An 18,499-nucleotide genomic window follows, 5' to 3' on the forward strand; every position below is an offset into this window, starting at 1 on the left:
AAATTTAAAGCGACCAATTTGGTCGCTTTTTTTTTGTGCATCAATTATTTTAAGAACTAGTTCTAGTGTCTTTTAATGAGGCCCCTCAAGCAATTTCCTCAATTTCAGTTTGCAAGTAAAAACATATCCTTTTCGGTCTACTTTAAGACGTAAAATTTCTCCTTCATCCCTGTAGAAGTATTTTGTAATATCATTTAAATCAAGTTTTGTTACATCTCTTCCATTCAACTTAATAATTCGATCGCCAACGTTCAACCCCGCCTCAGCACCTGGAGAATTTTCTCTTATAGCCGCTATCTCATAATTAGGTTTTAATTGTAACTGCGGAAATTCGATCGTATTAGTAGCCAAAAACACCGTTTTACCAGAGCTAAGAGAATAATCGTTTGTTGTAGATGTTTTTTGAATTCGGTAATCTAAACCTGCTACCAGCTCAAAACCCGTGTGCTCAACAACAAGCCCACTTCGGTTATACCGAAACGGGTTGTCAAAATACGTATTCTTCTTAAGTTTTAGCGTCTTAGACTCATAATCTAGATAGACCGTAAATCTGCGTAAAACCTCAGAACCTAAGCTTCCGTTTCTGTAGGACACTCCATTAAGATACGCTAACGAACTTGAGTCAGGATACGCGACATTCACGTGGTTTAATGCAATATCACCTAACTTTAATTCTTTTATGCGAGATCTGCTACCCAAAACTTCTCCGTTAAGTCCCAATCCTAAATGATCTTTGAATGAGTTTTTAGAAACCTCTATCCCATCGTGGGTTTCTTCAAAAAGCCACAACGCATCACCACTACCAGAATCTAATAATAGTTTAGCCCTAAGTTCTTGGTTATTGTCAACCAAATTTAAGTCAACATAAGGCTTTCCCTCTTTTAATTCAAAAGGAATTGTCACACAAGAACGACACTTTTTTTCCTTAAAAACTTCCGGCAGATAAAGTTTGACTAATGCTTTGTCGTAGCGCATTTCGACACCCAAATCTTTTAATAAACTATAACCTATAATCCCATGAACCGGAAATCCCAATCGTGGAGAAAAATTTTGACTGCTATCCGGTATATAATAAACCGTCTGATTTATCGCTGCAGCACTACCTATATTGATAATATTATGAGTTGACTTTATAGCTTTTGAAGGTTTTCCATCCCCAGCACCACGAAGCCAAACGGTAGATTTATTATTCAACTCAAGTTGATAATCAGCATCTACACCAAAGAGAATAGTAGACCGTACACCGGTGTCTAAAAGAAAAGATAGCTCAAGCCCGTTGACCTGAACAGGAATAATCATAAGGTTATTGACGACTTTAGCTTTTATTTTAATACTTTTTTTACCCTCAGGCAAAAGAAAACGGCCTTGTCCGGAAACATCAAAAGATGACAATAAACCAACCAATACCGATAAAAAATAAAAAATACGCATAACCAAGCCTCATGTACTATGAATTTAGCATTTTTAAACTAATTACACTAATTCATTCTTAAAATTATTTTCTCACTAATAATTCGCAACTTTGCAACCTAAATAAATCGACTCATGCCGCAATTATCACAAAAAGGGCTAATGATGCCCCAGTCTCCTATTCGCAAGCTAGTACCCTATGCAGAAGCTGCAGAAGCAAGAGGCATTACTATACATCAATTAAACATTGGTCAGCCGGATATTAAAACACCTCAAACAGCATTAGATGCTGTTAAAAAAGCTGATATAGAAGTACTTTCATACAGCCACTCTGCAGGTTTTTTAAGCTATCGCGAAAAGTTAGCTGCTTATTATGGAAAACAGGGAATCGCTATTGAGCCTTCAGATATTATTATTTCTACTGGTGGTTCTGAGGCATTGATGTTTGCTATGGGCAGTGTCACAGATCCGGGTGATGAGATTATTATCCCTGAACCATTTTATGCCAATTATAATGGTTTTGCTACTGCTTCAGGAGTTACTGTAAAGCCGGTAATTTCTTCTTTTGAAAGTGGTTTTGCATTACCTCCAATTTCTGAGTTTGAAAAACAAATTACTTCAAAAACTAAAGCAATTATCATTTGTAACCCGGGGAATCCTACCGGTTACTTATACAGCAAAGAAGAGTTAGATCAACTTTCTGAATTGGTTAAAAAGCACGACCTGTTTTTAATTGCAGATGAAGTTTACAGAGAGTTTGCTTATGATGGTTTGCAACACAATTCAGTGTTGAATCAACGAGAGATTGATGAGCATACGATTATGATTGATTCAGTTTCTAAACGCTTTTCTATGTGTGGCGCCCGTATAGGTTGTATCGTGAGTCGCAATAAAGAGTTAATGGCTACAGCTATGAAATTTGCTCAGGCACGTTTGAGCCCGCCAACTCTGGCTCAGATCGCTAGTGAAGCTGCTCTTGACACGCCACAATCTTATTTTGATGAAGTTATTTCTGAATATGTAGATCGTAGAGACACGCTTGTCGCCGGTCTTGAAGCTATCCCAGGCGTACGCGTTGCAAAACCAAAAGGCGCCTTTTATTGCATTGCAGAATTACCAGTTAAGAATTCTGATGATTTTGCACAATGGCTTTTAGAATCTTTTGAGCATAACAAGAAAACAATTATGGTTGCTCCTGCTGCTGGTTTTTATTCTACTCCGGGAGAAGGCCTTAACCAAGTGCGTATCGCATATGTTCTAAAAAAAGAAGATCTCATTGAGGCTGTAGCCTTACTAAAAGGAGCTCTTAGTCTTTATAAAGATTAATGAATTTACAGCACAACGTTTCCCTTAAAGATTACAATACTTTTGGCATTTCAGCAAAGGCTGAATCTTTTGTATCTGTAACTACAGAAGACGAACTGAAAGAAGCCTTAAGCAGTATTATTGATTCAACTCCATTTATCTTAGGTGGAGGAAGCAATATGCTGCTTAAAACAGATCTCTCTGGTCTCGTTATTCATATTGCCTTAAAAGGAATTGAGGTTTTTGATGAAAATGCAGATTACATCTGGCTCAAAGTTGCCGCCGGTGAAAACTGGCATGAGTTTGTAATGCATTGTGTAAACTTGGAATATGGCGGAGTAGAAAATCTAGCCTTAATCCCCGGGAACGTAGGCACTTCACCCGTGCAAAACATAGGTGCTTATGGCGTAGAGCTTAAAGATACTTTTTTTAGTTGCACTGCGATTCACCGTGAAACATTAGCTGAAAAAACATTTTCGCTAAGTGCATGTAAATTTGGTTATCGGGATTCTATCTTTAAAAATGAGGCTAAAGATGCTTATATAATTACATCAGTTACGTTTAAACTGAGTAAAACAAACCATAAGCTGCATACGGAGTACGGTGCTATTCAGGATATTTTAAAAGAGCAAAAAATTGCAAATCCCGGCATTAAAGATATTGCAGAAGCTGTGATCACAATCCGGTCTTCAAAATTACCAGACCCAGCTGTTCTAGGCAATAGTGGGAGTTTTTTTAAGAATCCGGTTATTTCTAAAACTGAATTTTTAAAGCTTCAGCAAACACATCCTGAAATTCCATTTTATACAGTAGATGATGATTTTATAAAAGTTCCTGCAGGATGGCTCATCGAGCAAGCCGGTTTTAAAGGGAAACGTTTTGGTGATGCCGGTGTACACAGCAAACAAGCACTTGTTCTGGTGAATTATAACAACGCCACCGGAGCAGAAATCTGGGATTTGGCTATTCGTATTCAGCAAGAAGTACAGCAGCTTTTTAATATAACCATTCAGCCTGAAGTAAATATTATAGAAGACAGGACAATCTGATCAGTTATTTTAAAAGTAAACCACCTCGGGGGGACAGCAAGAGGTAGTTGTTACAAACATTTTTTCTCAATTTTGAGGCAAAGCTCAGCGTATTTAAGCCTTTAGAGGTGTCAATAAAAAATCCGCTCAATTCAATATTAAGCGGATTTTTTTATTTTAAGAAAGAGTAATTTATTTAGCTAGCAAAACACGATCAACTTCGTGAATGATCCCGTTTGAAGCATCAATGTTACCTAAAACAATCTGAGTTTTTCTTCCTTTACCATCTTTAATAACGATCTGATCTCCATCACGCATAATGGTCAATTCATCACCTTTAACAGTTGTTAAGGTCGCCTTACCGTTACCTTCATCAATAGCCTTACCTAAATCTTCAGAACGCAAAATCCCTGGAACAACGTGGTATTGAAGCACTCCAACCAACATCTCTTTATTTTCAGGCTTGGTTAAATCTTCTAGCATACCTTTCTTTAATTCAGAAAAAGCGTGATCTGTAGGAGCAAAAACAGTGTATTCTCCTTCAGCCATTAGCATTTCAGATAAACCTGCTGCATTTAATGCTATTACCAGCGTATCTAACTCATCAGTAGCCATGGCTTTAGAAGCAATACTGTTAGATCTTGCTTCCTCTTTCATTTGCTCTTCTTTCATTTGAGCATCTTTCATCTCCTGCTCCGCTTTATTAGCTTCTGCCATTTCAGTTTCCTGAGCTTCTAATTTTATCTGTTCTTCTTTCTTTTTATCATCATTACAAGAGACTAGCATCAAAGCTCCCATAACAACTGCAAAACTCAATTTATACCTATTCATAACTAATTGTTTTAATGGTTATTAATGAGCTAATGTATGAAGATTAACAACTGGTATAACTTCTTACTTATTAATCTTTAGTTAAACAGTGTTATAAAAATTAACGTATTACGACTACTTGTAAACTTTGGGCTAACCTGCTCATTTTGTATCTTTGCACTAGAATTAAACGTTATGAAACTACTTCTTATCACCCTTGTCCTTTTAGGTCTTGCTTTTGCAGGAATTGCCATAAAAATTTGGGCAAAAAAAGACGGCAAATTTGCCGGTACTTGCGCAAGTCAGAACCCATACCTCAATAAGTCTGGAGAAGCTTGTGGTATGTGTGGTAAAATGCCTGACGAAATAGGCGATTGCTCTACAGAGAAAGCCTCTTAATCACTTCATAATTGATTGCGTTCTTCCCGCTACTGTTTTACTGTTTCATAATTATAACATTTATAAACTGCGGGTTTTACACATACATTTCCAGATTTAGTTTTTCAACTAGTTTGCAATGCGGAACAAAAAAAGATGCAGGAATTTCTGTTTTAGTTTGTGCTAAAAATGAAGAGAAGAATCTTCTCACACTAATACCAAAGCTTCTCGCACAAGATTATCGGCAATTTGAGATCATCTTGATCAATGATCACTCTGAAGATGATACTTTGCAAGTTATGCAAGATTTTGCAGCTCAGAATTCTTTGATCACAATAATTGATCTTAAAACCAAAACCGGAAAAAAATTCGGAATTACTAAGGGTATTCTACATGCTCAATATGAGCATCTGCTTTTCACTGATGCCGATTGTATTCCTCAATCAAAGCATTGGATTTCAGAAATGGCCGCTCAGTTTTCTAATGAAAAGCAAATTATCTTAGGATACAGCGGCTATTCTAAAATTGCAAATTCTTGGCTCAATAAAGTGATTCGATTTGAGACTCTTTTAACGGCGATGCAATATTTCGGCTATGCAGAAAACAAAAACCCCTATATGGGAGTGGGAAGAAATTTAGCCTATACGAAAACACTATTCAAAAAGAGTAAAGGGTTTGAAAGTCACGCGCATCTCAAACCTGGTGATGACGATCTTTTTGTGAATCAAAATGCTTCAAAAACCAATGTTGCAGTTTGTACAACTTTAGAATCTTTTACTCGTTCTGAACCTAAGAAAAACTGGAAGGCTTGGTTTATTCAAAAGAGAAGGCATACTGGCGTTGCTCATCATTATAGATCTAAACATCAGCTTCAACTTGGTGCTTTCTATGCCAGTCAGTTTTTATTTTTTCTCCTATTTGTTTCTTTAGTTGCTATCAATCAACAATTGATACTGATTCTTTCAGTATTTGTGATCCGAGAAATAATGGTCTGGCTCATCACGTCAAAAGCCGCAATAAAACTTCAGGAAAAAGAGTTAATCCCTTATATACTCATATTAGAACCGTTTTTAGTGAGTATACAAATGCTTATCTTTATAACTAATATCCTGATAAAACCACGCCGTTGGAACTGAATCAAGAAATAATAGACCGTAAAATACTAGAAGCTAAATCCGGGAGTCAGAGTGCTTATAATTATTTATTAAATGCACACTGGAATATGGTTTACCGTTTTCAACTAGAGCGCACTAAAGATGATTTTAAAGCCGAAGAAATCACTATTCAGACGTTTTCTAAAGCCTTTAATCAATTGCATACTTACGACAACAAATACCGTTTCAGCACATGGCTAGTAACCATTTCAAAAAACCTACACATAGATTTCTTACGGAAAGAAAACAGTCAGCGACAACTTTTAAGCAAAGAAGATAAACTCAATAAAGTTGTTGATGAAAATCCTACTCCAGAAGATGCTTTGATTACCGAACAAAATCTTTCTGAATTACTTGCTCATATTAAAAAGCTAAAGCCACATTATCAAGAAATGATAAATTTGCGCTACTTTCAGGAAATGAGTTATAAGGAAATGGCGCAAACACTTGATGAACCCATGAGCAATGTAAAAGTTAAACTATTGCGTGCACGCCGCTTACTTTCTGATCTCATCGAAAAAGATCAATAACAAAGTCTTCTATTTTAAGTATTCTATGAAGCATTTTTTAAGACAACTGGGGCCGGGTTTGCTGTTTGCCGGTGCTGCAATTGGCGTGTCACATTTAGTACAATCTACCCGAGCAGGTGCAGATTATGGTTTTGGACTTATCTGGGCATTGGTGCTTATTCATATAATTAAATATCCTTTTTTTCAATTTGGGCCGCGGTATGCAGGAGCAACAGGTAAAAGTTTACTTGACGGCTATAAGAAATTAGGCAAAATCGTTTTGGTGATTTATTTCATCATCAACCTGTTGACTATGTTTACCATTCAAACTGCGGTAACTATTGTGACTGCAGGTATTGCCACCTATATTTTTGGCATAGATTGGAATATCACAACGTGGAGCTTACTCATTACCGGAGTCTGCACCATCATCCTTCTTTTAGGCAGATACAATCTGCTTGACAACCTGATGAAGTTTATCGTCATCACGCTAACCATAAGTACAATTATAGCGGTAAGCATCGCTGGTTTTGAACCTCATCAGGAAGTTGATTTTTCTCAAATATTACCATCAGATGCGCTGGGCGTTGCTTTTTTAATTGCTTTTATGGGTTGGATGCCAGCACCATTAGATATTTCAATCTGGCATTCTTTATGGTCATTAGAAAAAGCCAAGACCGGTAAACTTTCGCGCAAATCAGCAATTTTTGACTTTAATATTGGATATATTGGTACTATATCTGTGGGGACCTGTTTTGTTGCTTTGGGAGCTCTTGTGATGCACAATACTGGTCAAACATTTAGCGCTAACGGAGTGACATTTGCAAAGAACCTGATCGATATGTACACCATAAATCTTGGTGACTGGGCTTTTTACCTCATTGGTATTGCTGCATTAACAACCATGTTTAGCACAACACTTACAACACTTGATGCTTCACCCAGAGCGATGTCAAAAACAATCGATTTAATTTTTGAAAAACCTGTAAAAAATGGCTATTCCGTATGGATGGTTATTTTAATACTGGGAACAGGGGGTATCTTACTGTTTCTTACTAATGAAATGGGAATCTTGGTTCAAGTTGCCACTGTTCTTTCCTTTTTAACAGCACCTTTTTTTGCAATTGCAAATTATTATGCGATTAATTCAAAAGAAGTCCCTGAAGCCGATAGGCCGGGTAAAGGCTTAAAAATATTCAGTTTACTGAGTATTGTATTGCTCATCGCATTTAGCATTTGGTATTTAAGTACGCTGTTTTAATTTACTTTTTACGGTCAAAGCTACGGGTTCTTATGGGAGCATTTTCAATTACAGTGGAAAGTACAATATGCGTTTTGGTTTCGCCGTAAGTAATAAGCTTATCAATAAACTCTTCGAGATGAAACTGATCAAAGAGAACCACTTCCATAAAGATATTTTCATTACCTGTAATGCGGTAGCAATTGAGCACTTCGCTAAAATCGTGTACTTTTTCTAAAAATGGTTTCAACCTTCCCATAAATGCGCGCAAAGTAATTATAGCTTTAAGTTGATGACCAGATTCAATATGAGAGATTTCGGCCTTATAACCTATAAGCACACCGGCGTCTTCCATCTTTCTAATGCGTTCTGCAACTGCCGGTGAAGTTATCCCTACTTCGCGCCCTATTGCACTAACACTCATACGGGCATTACGCTGTAATATTTGCAGAATTTTCCAGTTTGTAGAATCTATATGCATATTTAAATAAAATACCTATTTTTCTTTAAAATTTAAAGTAAATATATTCTTTTACTTTAAAACCTAAATATATATGTTGGTGATTCCTGCTAATTTTGAGTCACTATAAAAAGCATGAGTTATACACCCAGAAATACACGACTTTATAACCAGGCAATTGAGATCCTGAAGCTTTCACGCTCAGTTTCAAACTATTTGGTTTACGATCTTGCCCATTTACAAAATAATGGCAATGAGAATCCGTTTGTGTACTTTACCGGTGACATTGTACGCCAATCAGACTCCTTAGCTCCCGAAATTCTAAAAGCAGAAAGTCAGGTTTTTCAAGACGACCGGTTGAAACATGCAGAATCTTTAGATAGATTAACAACCAGCCTGTACCGCACGTGTGAACGTCTGGAACGCGCAGAGAGCAACGGCAAAGATTTTGTGCGCATTTTGAGACGCGAAGTGCGCAAATTCAGACGTCTGCAACATAAATGGATGATGACGCTTTAAATCTGTTATTGTATTTAGAAATATTAGTAGTATTTTAAATTAATACCTTTCACCCCTATAAAAGGTTAATGATTTAAAGCTTATTCTCCATGACACCTGACGATGATTTAAATGCTAAAAATGACTATCACAATAGCGCCCTTTTCAAAAAAGCTTCAGAAATTTTAAAATTAGCAAACCGAATTGCTGAGATTGCTTCTTCTTACGAGATTGAGAGTTCAGAAGAGAATGAACAAGAAATTTTAAGAAGTCAGGCTCTTTTTATTAGAGAAGATGCTTCAATTATTCCTGCAAAAATTGCCGGTGCGTGGAACTGCGATCTTTATGATATTAAGATGGAAAAAGCTACCATTATTCGCAAATGTGCTCGTGATCTTGCTACACACATGACAGGCTTAGAAATGTATGGTTTTAAAGAAACGGAATATCTTGACCTGCTGCGTGGCGAGATTGAACACTTTAGAATCTTATTTGCCGAATGGGTAGCTACCTTTGACCCATGGAATTATATTATAGATCGCTGGGGGTTATTCAATCCTCCGGGAATTAACTATGATGATCCAGATTCAGATGATGACCTTCCTTTTGATCCAGATGATCTGGACTTTGAAGACTAAGTTTTAAAGAAACTATTATTTAGATCATCATCGTGTTATCTTACAGGTCTTGCTATACACTCTCAATTCCCCACACCGTTCTGATTACATATTTCTTCTATACTGACCACCCACTTCAAAAAGAGCGTTTGTGATTTGACCCAATGAACATACCTTAGTTGCTTCCATGAGTTTTTCAAACATGTTCTCGTTGCTTATTGCTGCTTCCTGAACGGCATTAAGAGCAGCTTCTGCTGTATCTTCATAGGCTTTATGCAGATTTTGAAGGGTTTGAATCTGAGCTTGCTTTTCTTCTTCTGTAGCACGGATTACTTCCATGGGTTTTACGGTTGGAGAGCCTTTACTACTTAAAAAGGTATTTACACCAATGATTGGGAAATCACCATTATGTTTTAGTGTCTCGTAATACAAACTCTCTTCCTGAATCTTACTGCGCTGATACATGGTTTCCATAGCTCCTAAAACACCACCACGTTCGGTAATGCGATCAAACTCCTGCAAGACGGCTTCTTCTACCAGATCAGTTAATTCTTCAATAATAAATGCACCTTGAATGGGGTTCTCATTTTTGGTCAACCCTAATTCCTTATTGATTATCAACTGAATCGCCATGGCACGCCTAACGCTTTCTTCTGTAGGCGTAGTGATCGCTTCATCATACGCATTGGTATGTAACGAATTACAATTATCATAAATCGCGTACAAGGCTTGAAGCGTGGTACGTATGTCGTTAAAATCTATTTCTTGGGCGTGTAACGAACGCCCGGATGTCTGTATGTGATACTTCAACATTTGCGCTCGCGGATTCGCTCCGTATTTATGCTTTAAAGCTTTTGCCCAAATTTTACGGGCCACACGACCAATAACTGCATACTCAGGATCTACTCCATTGCTGAAGAAAAACGAGAGGTTAGGACCAAACTTATTGATATCCATCCCGCGACTGAGATAGTACTCCACATAGGTAAATCCATTTGCCAGCGTAAAAGCCAATTGTGTGATAGGATTAGCTCCTGCTTCAGCAATATGATATCCTGAAATAGAAACCGAATAGAAATTTCGGATTTGTTTCTCAATAAAATATTCTTGCACATCGCCCATCAATCTCAAGGCAAATTCCGTAGAAAATATACATGTGTTTTGTGCCTGATCTTCCTTTAAAATATCAGCTTGTACTGTACCCCTTACCTGCTGTATCGTTTCAGCTTTAATTTTTTCGTAAACGTTCTCTGGCAAAACCTGATCTCCGGTAACACCTAACAACATCAAACCAAGACCATTATTTCCTTCAGGTAACTCTCCATGATATACAGGGCGATCCAGACCGTTTTTCTTATAAATAGCCTGAATGGTTTTTTCAACCTCCTCTTCTAGTTTATGCTCTTGAATATATTTCTCACAAGCCTGATCAATCGCTGCGTTCATAAAAAAGCCCAACAGCATAGGTGCAGGCCCATTTATGGTCATACTTACCGAGGTAATTGGGTTCGCAAGATCAAAACCAGAATATAATTTTTTCGCATCATCTAAACAACAAATTGAAACTCCCGCATTACCTATTTTACCGTAAATATCAGGGCGGTGATCAGGATCATTCCCGTAAAGAGTTACGCTATCAAACGCAGTAGAAAGACGTTTTGCAGGTAAGCCCATACTCACATAATGAAAACGTCTGTTAGTTCGTTCTGGCCCACCTTCTCCTGCAAACATGCGTGTAGGGTCTTCACCAGTACGCTTAAAGGGGTACAATCCCGCAGCATACGGGAATTCTCCCGGAACATTTTCTTGCAAAACCCACTTTAATATGTCACCCCAGGCTTGATATTTTGGTAAAGCCACTTTCGGTATTTGTGAATGTGAAAGCGATTCTGAATGGGTATCAATCTTAATTTCTTTATCCCGCACCTTAAAGGTGTAAACTGGCTGCGTATACTTATTGACTTTTTCAGACCAACCTGTAATCACCTCCCAATTATAAGGGTCAAGATCCATTTTAAGTTTATCAAATTCTGCCAAAAGTAATTTTGCTAAATCTCCATCTTGCAAATCCTGACTGATAACTAATCCCGTTTTACCAAGTTGTGGCATTTCACCGGTTACCGTATCAATAGTTTTAAAAATGCCGTAAAGCTTTTGTGCTACTTCAGCTTGTTGATAAGATGTCTGATCATAACTTCGATTGGTCTCAGCAATTTCAGAAAGATACCGTGTACGCGCCGGTGGAATTACAAATATCTTTTCAGACATTTCATCACTGATCTCGAACGAACTCTTCAAATCGGTTTCTGTTTTTTCAACCAACTCATCCATTATCGCTTTATACAGTTGGTTCATCCCGGGATCATTAAACTGCGAAGCAATAGTACCAAAAATAGGCAACGCACCCTGCGGCGTATCCCACAGCTGATGATTGCGCATATATTGCTTTTTCACATCCCTCAACGCATCCTGAGAGCCACGTTTATCAAACTTATTGATCGAAACCAGATCAGCAAAATCAAGCATATCGATTTTCTCAAGCTGGGTAGCCGCTCCAAACTCTGGCGTCATTACATAAAGAGAAACATCACTATGATCTAAAATCTCCGTATCGCTTTGACCAATACCGCTCGTTTCTAAAATAATTAGATCGTATTCCGCGGCTTTAAGCACCTCAACCGCTTCTTGCACATGTTTAGAAAGCGCCAGATTACTCTGTCTCGTTGCCAAAGAGCGCATATATACACGAGAAGAATTGATGGCATTCATACGGATACGGTCACCTAAAAGTGCACCACCCGTTTTTCTCTTAGAAGGATCTACAGAAACAATACCTAAAGTTTTTTCAGGAAAATCATTTAAAAAACGACGCACAAGTTCATCTACCAATGAAGACTTTCCGGCACCTCCGGTACCCGTAATTCCGAGAACAGGCGTGTGGTTTGATTCATTTTCAGCATTAAAAAGCTTTAAAAAAGTATCGTGATCATTTTCGGCAGCAGAAATCAGACGTGCAATTGTATTTACCTCTTTAGCTTTTAACTGCTTGGTAATTTCAGTCTTTAGTTGAGGAGCTGGTGTTTTATAATCAGCTTGCTTTACCAGATCGTTTATCATTCCCTGTAAACCCATTTCTCGTCCATCATCTGGCGCATAAATTCGGGTAATCCCGTAATTCATCAGTTCTTCGATCTCTTCCGGCAGGATCACTCCACCTCCACCACCAAAAATCTTAATATGTCCCGCTCCCTTTTCCTGAAGCAAATCATACATATATTTAAAATATTCGGTATGACCACCTTGATACGAAGTCATCGCAATTGCCTGTACATCCTCTTGAATTGCGGTATTCACAACCTCCTCTACACTACGGTCGTGCCCCAGATGTATAACCTCAACACCTGTAGACTGAATAATACGTCGCATAATATTTATAGCTGCATCGTGGCCATCAAAAAGTGAAGCTGCAGTTACAATACGGACTTTGTGATTAGGAATATAGGGTTCAATTTGATTCATTCGTAAATTTTTACTTTTTAAAGAGCTCTAAATTAAATAATAATCAACAAACACTTGATTATTTTGTGTTATTAATATTATAATTTGAAACATAATTTTCTAGATTAGCTTCATGAAACAGTACTGTTCTTATGTGTACAAATTTCAAATCAGCCTTTTAAATTATGCAGAAAATTACGCTTTTAATTAATTGCCCTGATCGTAAGGGAATCGTGACCACCATCACACAATTTATATTAGAAAAACAAGGCAATATCGTCTATCTAGATCAGCACGTAGACAGACAAGAAAGTACTTTTTTTATGCGTATTGAGACTGAATTTGATCAGCCGGAATTTAGTATTTCAAGTTTTGAAAAAACTTTTGCGGAGCGTTTTGAAACAGATTATCAACTCACCTATCAATTATTTGATGCGTTACACAAGCCCAGGTTGGCTTTATTCGTTTCCAAATACGACCACTGCTTGTATGATTTATTAGGCCGAAACGCTTCTGGAGAATTACAGGTTGAAATCCCATTGATCATCAGCAATCACCCTGACCTAGAAATCGTTGCAAAACGATTTGACATTCCGTTTAAAAACATTCCGGTAACTAAAGGTACGAAGGCTGAAGCTGAAGCTGAACAGATAAAAACAATCAAAGAACATAACATTGATCTGATCGTTCTAGCTCGCTATATGCAAATCATTTCTGATGATTTTGTATCGAAATTCAAGCATCAGATTATAAATATTCACCACTCTTTTCTTCCGGCATTTATTGGAGCAAAACCCTATCACGCAGCTTTTGAACGCGGTGTGAAAATCATAGGAGCAACCAGCCACTATGTTACGGCAGATCTAGATGAAGGACCTATTATTGAACAAGAAATCGTACGCGTTTCACATGTTCATTCGGTACAAGACTTTATTTTAAAAGGTCGTGATCTGGAGAAAGTAGTACTTGCCAGAGCTATAAAAGCACACATAGAGCACAAAGTGCTTGTTTTTGGTAATAAAACCGTGATTTTCTCTTAAGTCTCATTTCTTAAATACTTTAGAATAGCTTAACTTAACTCAGTAATGCCTTAAGGTACACTTACAAATTAAAACCATGAAAAAAGTAATTGCATTCCTATCTCTTATAATTTTAACCAGTTGCGCCGAATTACAATCTGTAGTTGACAGTTTACCCAATCAGGTAGGCGTAGACAACACAACCATTGCAAGCGGTCTGCGACAAGCATTAGATTTTGGTATTGATAAACAAGTAACTAAACTTACTCAGGAAAATGGTTTTTATGGAAACTCTTTAGTAAAAATTGTACTCCCTGAAGAATTACAGAAAGTTGATCAAACGTTACGCAGCGTTGGTCTAAGCAGTCTGGCTGACGAAGGACTGAAGGTTTTAAATCGCGCTGCTGAAGACGCTGTAGGCGAAGCTACACCTATATTTGTAGACGCTGTAAAAGGGATAACTTTTACGGATGCCAAAAATATTTTATTAGGAAACGATTCAGCTGCTACTTCTTACTTAGAGAATAAAACCAATACCGCTTTATATGCTAAATTTAACCCGGTTATTAAGCAGTCATTCAGTAAGGTAGGAGCAGATAAGATCTGGAGTAATTTGATTACAAAATACAATGCGCTGCCTCTTACCAATGATGTAAATCCTGACCTTACTGATTATGTCACCAAAGAGGCTCTGAAAGGTGTTTATACTATGATTGCCGTAGAAGAAAAAGATATCAGAACAAATATTGCTTCCCGCACAACCACTCTTCTTAAAAAGGTTTTTGCGCTTCAAGATTAAAACTACATTATGTCAAAAAAGCTTAAAATAGTAGTCGCAGGACCTATTCCCAGAGATACTATCTCCACTTACGAAAACGATATAATTATGCGTTACGGCTGTGTAACGCATCCGGTCATTGCATTATCTAAACTTTTGGATACTGAAGGAACTGTAGTACCGGTTACTAATATGCATAAAAAAGATACTGCAGGAATCACCAAAGAATTTGAAGATTTTAAAAATGTAGACTTAAGCGGTATTAACACCAAAGAAGATAGCGGTACCGTGATTCTTTTGGATTTTAAAGATCAAAACAATCGGGAAGAGAAGCAACTGGCATGTATGAATCCAATACGTCCCAAACACATTAAAAAACATCTGGACGCAGATGCCTTTGTATTTGTGCCCATAACCGATTTTGAAATCAGTCTGAGCACTTTAAAACATATTAAAAAACACAGCAATGGCCTTATCATATTTGATGCGCATGGTGCGACTACAGCTATGGATGTTAAAGGTCACAGACACCGAAAATTTTGGATTGATCGTGATGAATGGCTACCCTATATTGATGTCCTTAAAATGAATCTTGAAGAATCGCAGTGCATGGCTTTTGCGAATGAATACGAGCACGAGATCCCTTCAATTTATGACGAAAATGCTACAGAACATCTTGATGAACTGGCTGCTCACGTTCTCAAAAAAGGTGTGTCTTACTTCTATGTTACAATGGATTCCCGTGGATGTGTTTTATATCATGTAGAAAATAACACGATTAAAAAAGACTGGATCAGCTCAGTAAAAGTGGATAAAGTAGTTGATACAACAGGATGTGGAGACAGTTTTGCCGGTGGTCTCGCTTATGGTTTTGCTAAATACCAAGATCCAATAAAAGCCGGACAATTTGCTAATATTCTAGGAGCAAGACGCACACAAGGAAAAACCTGGGACGTATTTAAAAATGCTGAAGAAACAGAGGCCATTAGAAAGATGAATTATAATTAATCCATTTCAGCTAACAACTCTTCAAAGTAATCAAATGCTTTAAGAAGTCTACTCCCATACCAACTAAAATACTCACCGTCCACGCAAAAGATTTTTGCATCTGTAAACTGCTGAAATTCTGAAATATGTTTTTCTGTAAACGGAAAAGGTTCTGATGATAATAGTATTAATTCAGCATCTTTTAAATCCATTCTATTGATTTCAGGGTATCTGCTTTTTTTATTCTCAAAGATATTTTTAAACTGTAATTCCTTTAAAAGCACATTGATAAAATTAGCTCCTCCGGCAACCATTACCGGATTATTCCAAATCAAATAAGCTACCTTTTTTACAGGTCTTGTCAAAACTTTTTTCTTAAAAGCACTGCGCTTTTTTGACACTTTCTCAATGAGATTCTGAGTTGATTTTTCAATCTGAAAAACTTCCCCTAGGTCGATAAGAAATGTATAAAAATCTTCAAAAGTATTGATGTCAGAAACATAAACCGGGGCTATTTCCTGGCAAAATGCTACTATTTCAGGAGTATTCTCTTCTTTATTGCAAAGAATAAAGTCTGGCTTTAACTGTTTAATTTTCTCTAAATGAATCGATTTTGTTCCGCCTACAATCTTCTTTTTTTTCCGAATATTTTTAGGATGCACGCAAAACTTAGTAACCCCAACAATATTGTCACTTAGCCCTAAATCTACCAGAAGTTCTGTAAGACTAGGCACCAAACAAACTATGCGTGAAGGCCTCTTTTGAATGGAAATAACACGACCCAGTTGATCTCTCATAGATCAAAGCTAATGGTTTAATTCAATTGCTTAAGGTGCACAGCCATTTGTCGCTGTAACTTTTCAGCTTCAGCAGCAGCAGCTTCGGCAAAATCCTTTTCTGCAGAAGCATATATAATTCCTCTTGAAGAATTAATCAGTAAACCCGCAGTTTCAGTAGCTCCATACTTAAAGACGTCATCCATACTTCCACCTTGCGCACCTACTCCAGGTACGAGCAAGAATGCTTTCGGTATTATCTGGCGTATTTCAGCTAAATATTCAGCCTTTGTAGCCCCCACTACATACATAAGTCGCTCGCTGTTTTCCCAAGATTTTGAAGTTTCCAGTACTTTTTTATACAATTCGGCTGCTCCTACTTTTTGAGTTTGAAAATCAAGAGCCCCTGGATTCGAAGTCAGTGCCAGCATTATTGTAAATTTTCCTTCAAAAGCTAGAAAAGGCTCAATAGAATCTTTACCCATATAAGGTGCTGTGGTTACAGAATCAAAGCCTAAATCTTCAAAAAAAGCTTTAGCATATCTGCTAGAAGTATTCCCTATATCTCCACGCTTTGCATCTGCGATCGTAAAAATATCAGGGTGATTATCATTCAGATAATTTATCGTCTTTTTTAGAGACTGCCACCCTTTTATACCATATGCTTCGTAAAAAGCTGTGTTGGGTTTATATGCAACAGCAACGTGATGTGTTGCGTCTATTATCGCCTTATTGAAAGCAAAAATAGGATCTTCCTCCAGTAGCAAGTGTTGAGGTACTTTTTCTAAATCAGTATCCAGACCCACACACAGTACAGATTGCTTTTTTTTAATTTGTTCAAAAAGGGTATTGGCGTCCACGTAGAAATATTTTTTTTGAAGTTTAGATCGTATCTCCTCCTTCAGCTAGTTTTTCGGTATTACTCACCAATTGCAATTCATCAATTATCCGCTGAATATCTCCATCTATAATATTTGACAAATCGTATAAGGTAAGATTGATACGGTGATCGGTAACACGTCCCTGAGGGTAGTTATACGTGCGTATTTTTGCGCTACGGTCACCACTTGTTACCATAGACCCACGCTTAGCAGCATCTTCTTCTTGCTTTTTGGCAAGCTCCATATCGTAAAGACGAGAGCGTAATACTTTAAACGCCTTTTCCTTATTCTTATGCTGCGATTTCTGATCCTGACATTGTGCTACAAGTCCTGTTGGTTCGTGTGTTAAACGCACCGCTGAATACGTAGTGTTTACCGACTGACCACCTGGACCAGATGAACAGAAATAATCTATACGTACATCTTTAGGATCTATTTCTACATCAAACTCTTCTGCTTCCGGAAAAACCATGACTGTTGCTGCACTGGTATGCACACGACCTTGGGTTTCGGTTTGTGGAACACGCTGAACCCGATGCACTCCTGCTTCAAAACGTAAAGTACCATAAACATCATCGCCGGTTACCTCAACTTGAATTTCTTTATAACCGCCGCTGGTTCCCTCGCTATAATCTATAGTACTCGTTTTCCAACCTTTGCTCTCGCAGTATTTCATGTACATTCTATACAGATCTCCTGCAAAAATACTCGCTTCATCACCACCAGTCCCTGCTCGTATTTCCATGACGGCGTTCTTAGCATCTTCAGGATCTTTAGGAACAAGCATAAATCTGATTTTCTCCTCAAGCGCCGGTAAAGCTTCTTTAGATTCTTCAAGCTGCAGTTTTGCCATCTCCGTCATTTCCGGATCGCTACCATCCGCGATGATCTCTTCAGCCTCATTTACTTGCTGTGTATATTGAATATATTTCTCACGCTCATCCATAAGAGCACGTAAATCTTTGTATTCTTTATTGAGCTCTACATAACGCTTCTGATCTGTTATTATATCGGGTTGAATAATAAGATCGCTTACTTCGTCAAAGCGCTGTTTTATAAAGTTTAATCGTTCTAGCATGTGAATTTTTAATTGCTTGCGAATTTACACAAAAATAAAGGTTTATTGAGCTATTTAACCCAATGTATAACAT

Annotated in this window: 18 protein-coding genes; 11 read left to right on the forward strand and 7 right to left on the reverse strand. The window is 37.5% G+C overall.

The genetic code is table 11. The features are described 5' to 3' along the window. Positions 1-72: 72 nt before the first annotated feature. Positions 73-1,431 carry an aspartyl protease family protein gene (locus tag DSM03_RS00240; RefSeq protein ID WP_128761374.1) on the reverse strand — a complete coding sequence of 453 codons (1,359 nt, stop codon included), beginning with the start codon at positions 1,429-1,431 and terminating at the stop codon, positions 73-75. A gap of 114 nt (positions 1,432-1,545) precedes the next feature. Here DSM03_RS00240 and DSM03_RS00245 point away from each other — a divergent pair, with 114 nt between their 5' ends. Beyond that, a complete protein-coding gene (locus tag DSM03_RS00245) occupies positions 1,546-2,736 on the forward strand; it encodes a pyridoxal phosphate-dependent aminotransferase (RefSeq protein ID WP_128761375.1) in 1,191 nt (396 codons plus the stop codon). Beyond that, the gene (gene murB, locus DSM03_RS00250; protein WP_128761376.1) at positions 2,736-3,764 is read left to right on the forward strand and encodes a UDP-N-acetylmuramate dehydrogenase; all 1,029 of its coding nucleotides are present in this window, start codon (positions 2,736-2,738) and stop codon (positions 3,762-3,764) included. Before DSM03_RS00245 ends, murB begins: the two co-directional genes overlap by 1 nt. Before the next feature lie 171 nt (positions 3,765-3,935). On the opposite strand, the gene DSM03_RS00255 is transcribed toward murB, so the two are convergent. Continuing rightward, positions 3,936-4,574, reverse strand: a complete 639-nt coding sequence (locus tag DSM03_RS00255) for a fasciclin domain-containing protein (protein ID WP_128761377.1) — start codon at positions 4,572-4,574, stop codon at positions 3,936-3,938. Positions 4,575-4,748: 174 nt separating this feature from the next. On the opposite strand from DSM03_RS00255, the gene DSM03_RS00260 reads away from it, so the two are divergent. The 4 genes from DSM03_RS00260 (at position 4,749) to DSM03_RS00275 (ending at position 7,855) form a co-directional block, all read left to right on the forward strand. Next, positions 4,749-4,952 carry a membrane or secreted protein gene (locus tag DSM03_RS00260; protein ID WP_073100535.1) on the forward strand — a complete coding sequence of 68 codons (204 nt, stop codon included), beginning with the start codon at positions 4,749-4,751 and terminating at the stop codon, positions 4,950-4,952. A 113-nt stretch (positions 4,953-5,065) separates the two neighbouring features. Further along, positions 5,066-6,067 (forward strand): glycosyltransferase, encoded by a 1,002-nt coding sequence (locus DSM03_RS00265; protein ID WP_236638836.1) that lies wholly within the window; start codon positions 5,066-5,068, stop codon positions 6,065-6,067. After that, the gene (locus DSM03_RS00270) at positions 6,058-6,615 is read left to right on the forward strand and encodes an RNA polymerase sigma factor (protein ID WP_128761378.1); all 558 of its coding nucleotides are present in this window, start codon (positions 6,058-6,060) and stop codon (positions 6,613-6,615) included. Before DSM03_RS00265 ends, DSM03_RS00270 begins: the two co-directional genes overlap by 10 nt. Positions 6,616-6,640: 25 nt before the next feature. Next, positions 6,641-7,855 carry an NRAMP family divalent metal transporter gene (locus tag DSM03_RS00275; RefSeq protein WP_128761379.1) on the forward strand — a complete coding sequence of 405 codons (1,215 nt, stop codon included), beginning with the start codon at positions 6,641-6,643 and terminating at the stop codon, positions 7,853-7,855. Between the two features lies 1 nt (position 7,856). Here DSM03_RS00275 and DSM03_RS00280 read toward each other — a convergent pair whose 3' ends face one another. After that, on the reverse strand, positions 7,857-8,315 hold the full coding sequence (locus DSM03_RS00280; protein WP_128761380.1) for an Lrp/AsnC family transcriptional regulator: 459 nt from the start codon (positions 8,313-8,315) through the stop codon (positions 7,857-7,859). A gap of 114 nt (positions 8,316-8,429) precedes the next feature. Between DSM03_RS00280 and DSM03_RS00285 the strand changes: the two genes are divergently transcribed. Beyond that, entirely contained in the window at positions 8,430-8,813 is a 384-nt protein-coding gene (locus DSM03_RS00285; protein WP_128761381.1) for a hypothetical protein, read from the forward strand. A gap of 89 nt (positions 8,814-8,902) precedes the next feature. Further along, positions 8,903-9,430, forward strand: a complete 528-nt coding sequence (locus DSM03_RS00290) for a hypothetical protein (protein ID WP_128761382.1) — start codon at positions 8,903-8,905, stop codon at positions 9,428-9,430. A gap of 84 nt (positions 9,431-9,514) precedes the next feature. Here the strand turns inward: DSM03_RS00290 and DSM03_RS00295 are convergent, their stop codons facing one another. Further along, entirely contained in the window at positions 9,515-12,928 is a 3,414-nt protein-coding gene (locus tag DSM03_RS00295; RefSeq protein WP_128761383.1) for a methylmalonyl-CoA mutase family protein, read from the reverse strand. A gap of 164 nt (positions 12,929-13,092) precedes the next feature. Here DSM03_RS00295 and purU point away from each other — a divergent pair, with 164 nt between their 5' ends. The 3 genes from purU to DSM03_RS00310 all read left to right on the forward strand — a co-directional run bounded on the left by purU (position 13,093) and on the right by DSM03_RS00310 (position 15,712). Next, the gene (gene purU, locus DSM03_RS00300) at positions 13,093-13,947 is read left to right on the forward strand and encodes a formyltetrahydrofolate deformylase (protein WP_128761384.1); all 855 of its coding nucleotides are present in this window, start codon (positions 13,093-13,095) and stop codon (positions 13,945-13,947) included. Positions 13,948-14,023: 76 nt separating this feature from the next. Beyond that, complete coding sequence (locus DSM03_RS00305) at positions 14,024-14,725, forward strand: DUF4197 domain-containing protein (RefSeq protein ID WP_128761385.1); 702 nt, start codon at positions 14,024-14,026, stop codon at positions 14,723-14,725. A 9-nt stretch (positions 14,726-14,734) separates the two neighbouring features. Continuing rightward, positions 14,735-15,712, forward strand: coding sequence for a carbohydrate kinase family protein (locus tag DSM03_RS00310; RefSeq protein WP_128761386.1), 978 nt, complete (start codon positions 14,735-14,737; stop codon positions 15,710-15,712). Here the strand turns inward: DSM03_RS00310 and DSM03_RS00315 are convergent. The 3 genes from DSM03_RS00315 to prfA are packed head-to-tail and all read right to left on the reverse strand — an operon-like array spanning position 15,709 to position 18,426. Next, a complete protein-coding gene (locus tag DSM03_RS00315; RefSeq protein ID WP_128761387.1) occupies positions 15,709-16,488 on the reverse strand; it encodes an ABC transporter substrate-binding protein in 780 nt (259 codons plus the stop codon). The two genes, DSM03_RS00310 and DSM03_RS00315, sit on opposite strands and share 4 nt — an antisense overlap. A 17-nt stretch (positions 16,489-16,505) precedes the next feature. Continuing rightward, the gene (gene pyrF, locus DSM03_RS00320) at positions 16,506-17,327 is read right to left on the reverse strand and encodes an orotidine-5'-phosphate decarboxylase (RefSeq protein ID WP_128761388.1); all 822 of its coding nucleotides are present in this window, start codon (positions 17,325-17,327) and stop codon (positions 16,506-16,508) included. 22 nt (positions 17,328-17,349) lie between these two features. Next, complete coding sequence (gene prfA / locus DSM03_RS00325) at positions 17,350-18,426, reverse strand: peptide chain release factor 1 (RefSeq protein WP_128761389.1); 1,077 nt, start codon at positions 18,424-18,426, stop codon at positions 17,350-17,352. Between the last annotated feature and the right edge of the window lie 73 nt (positions 18,427-18,499).

Origin of the sequence: Leeuwenhoekiella aestuarii (genome assembly GCF_004104055.1) — a bacterium.
Classification (GTDB): Bacteria; Bacteroidota; Bacteroidia; order Flavobacteriales; family Flavobacteriaceae; genus Leeuwenhoekiella; species Leeuwenhoekiella aestuarii.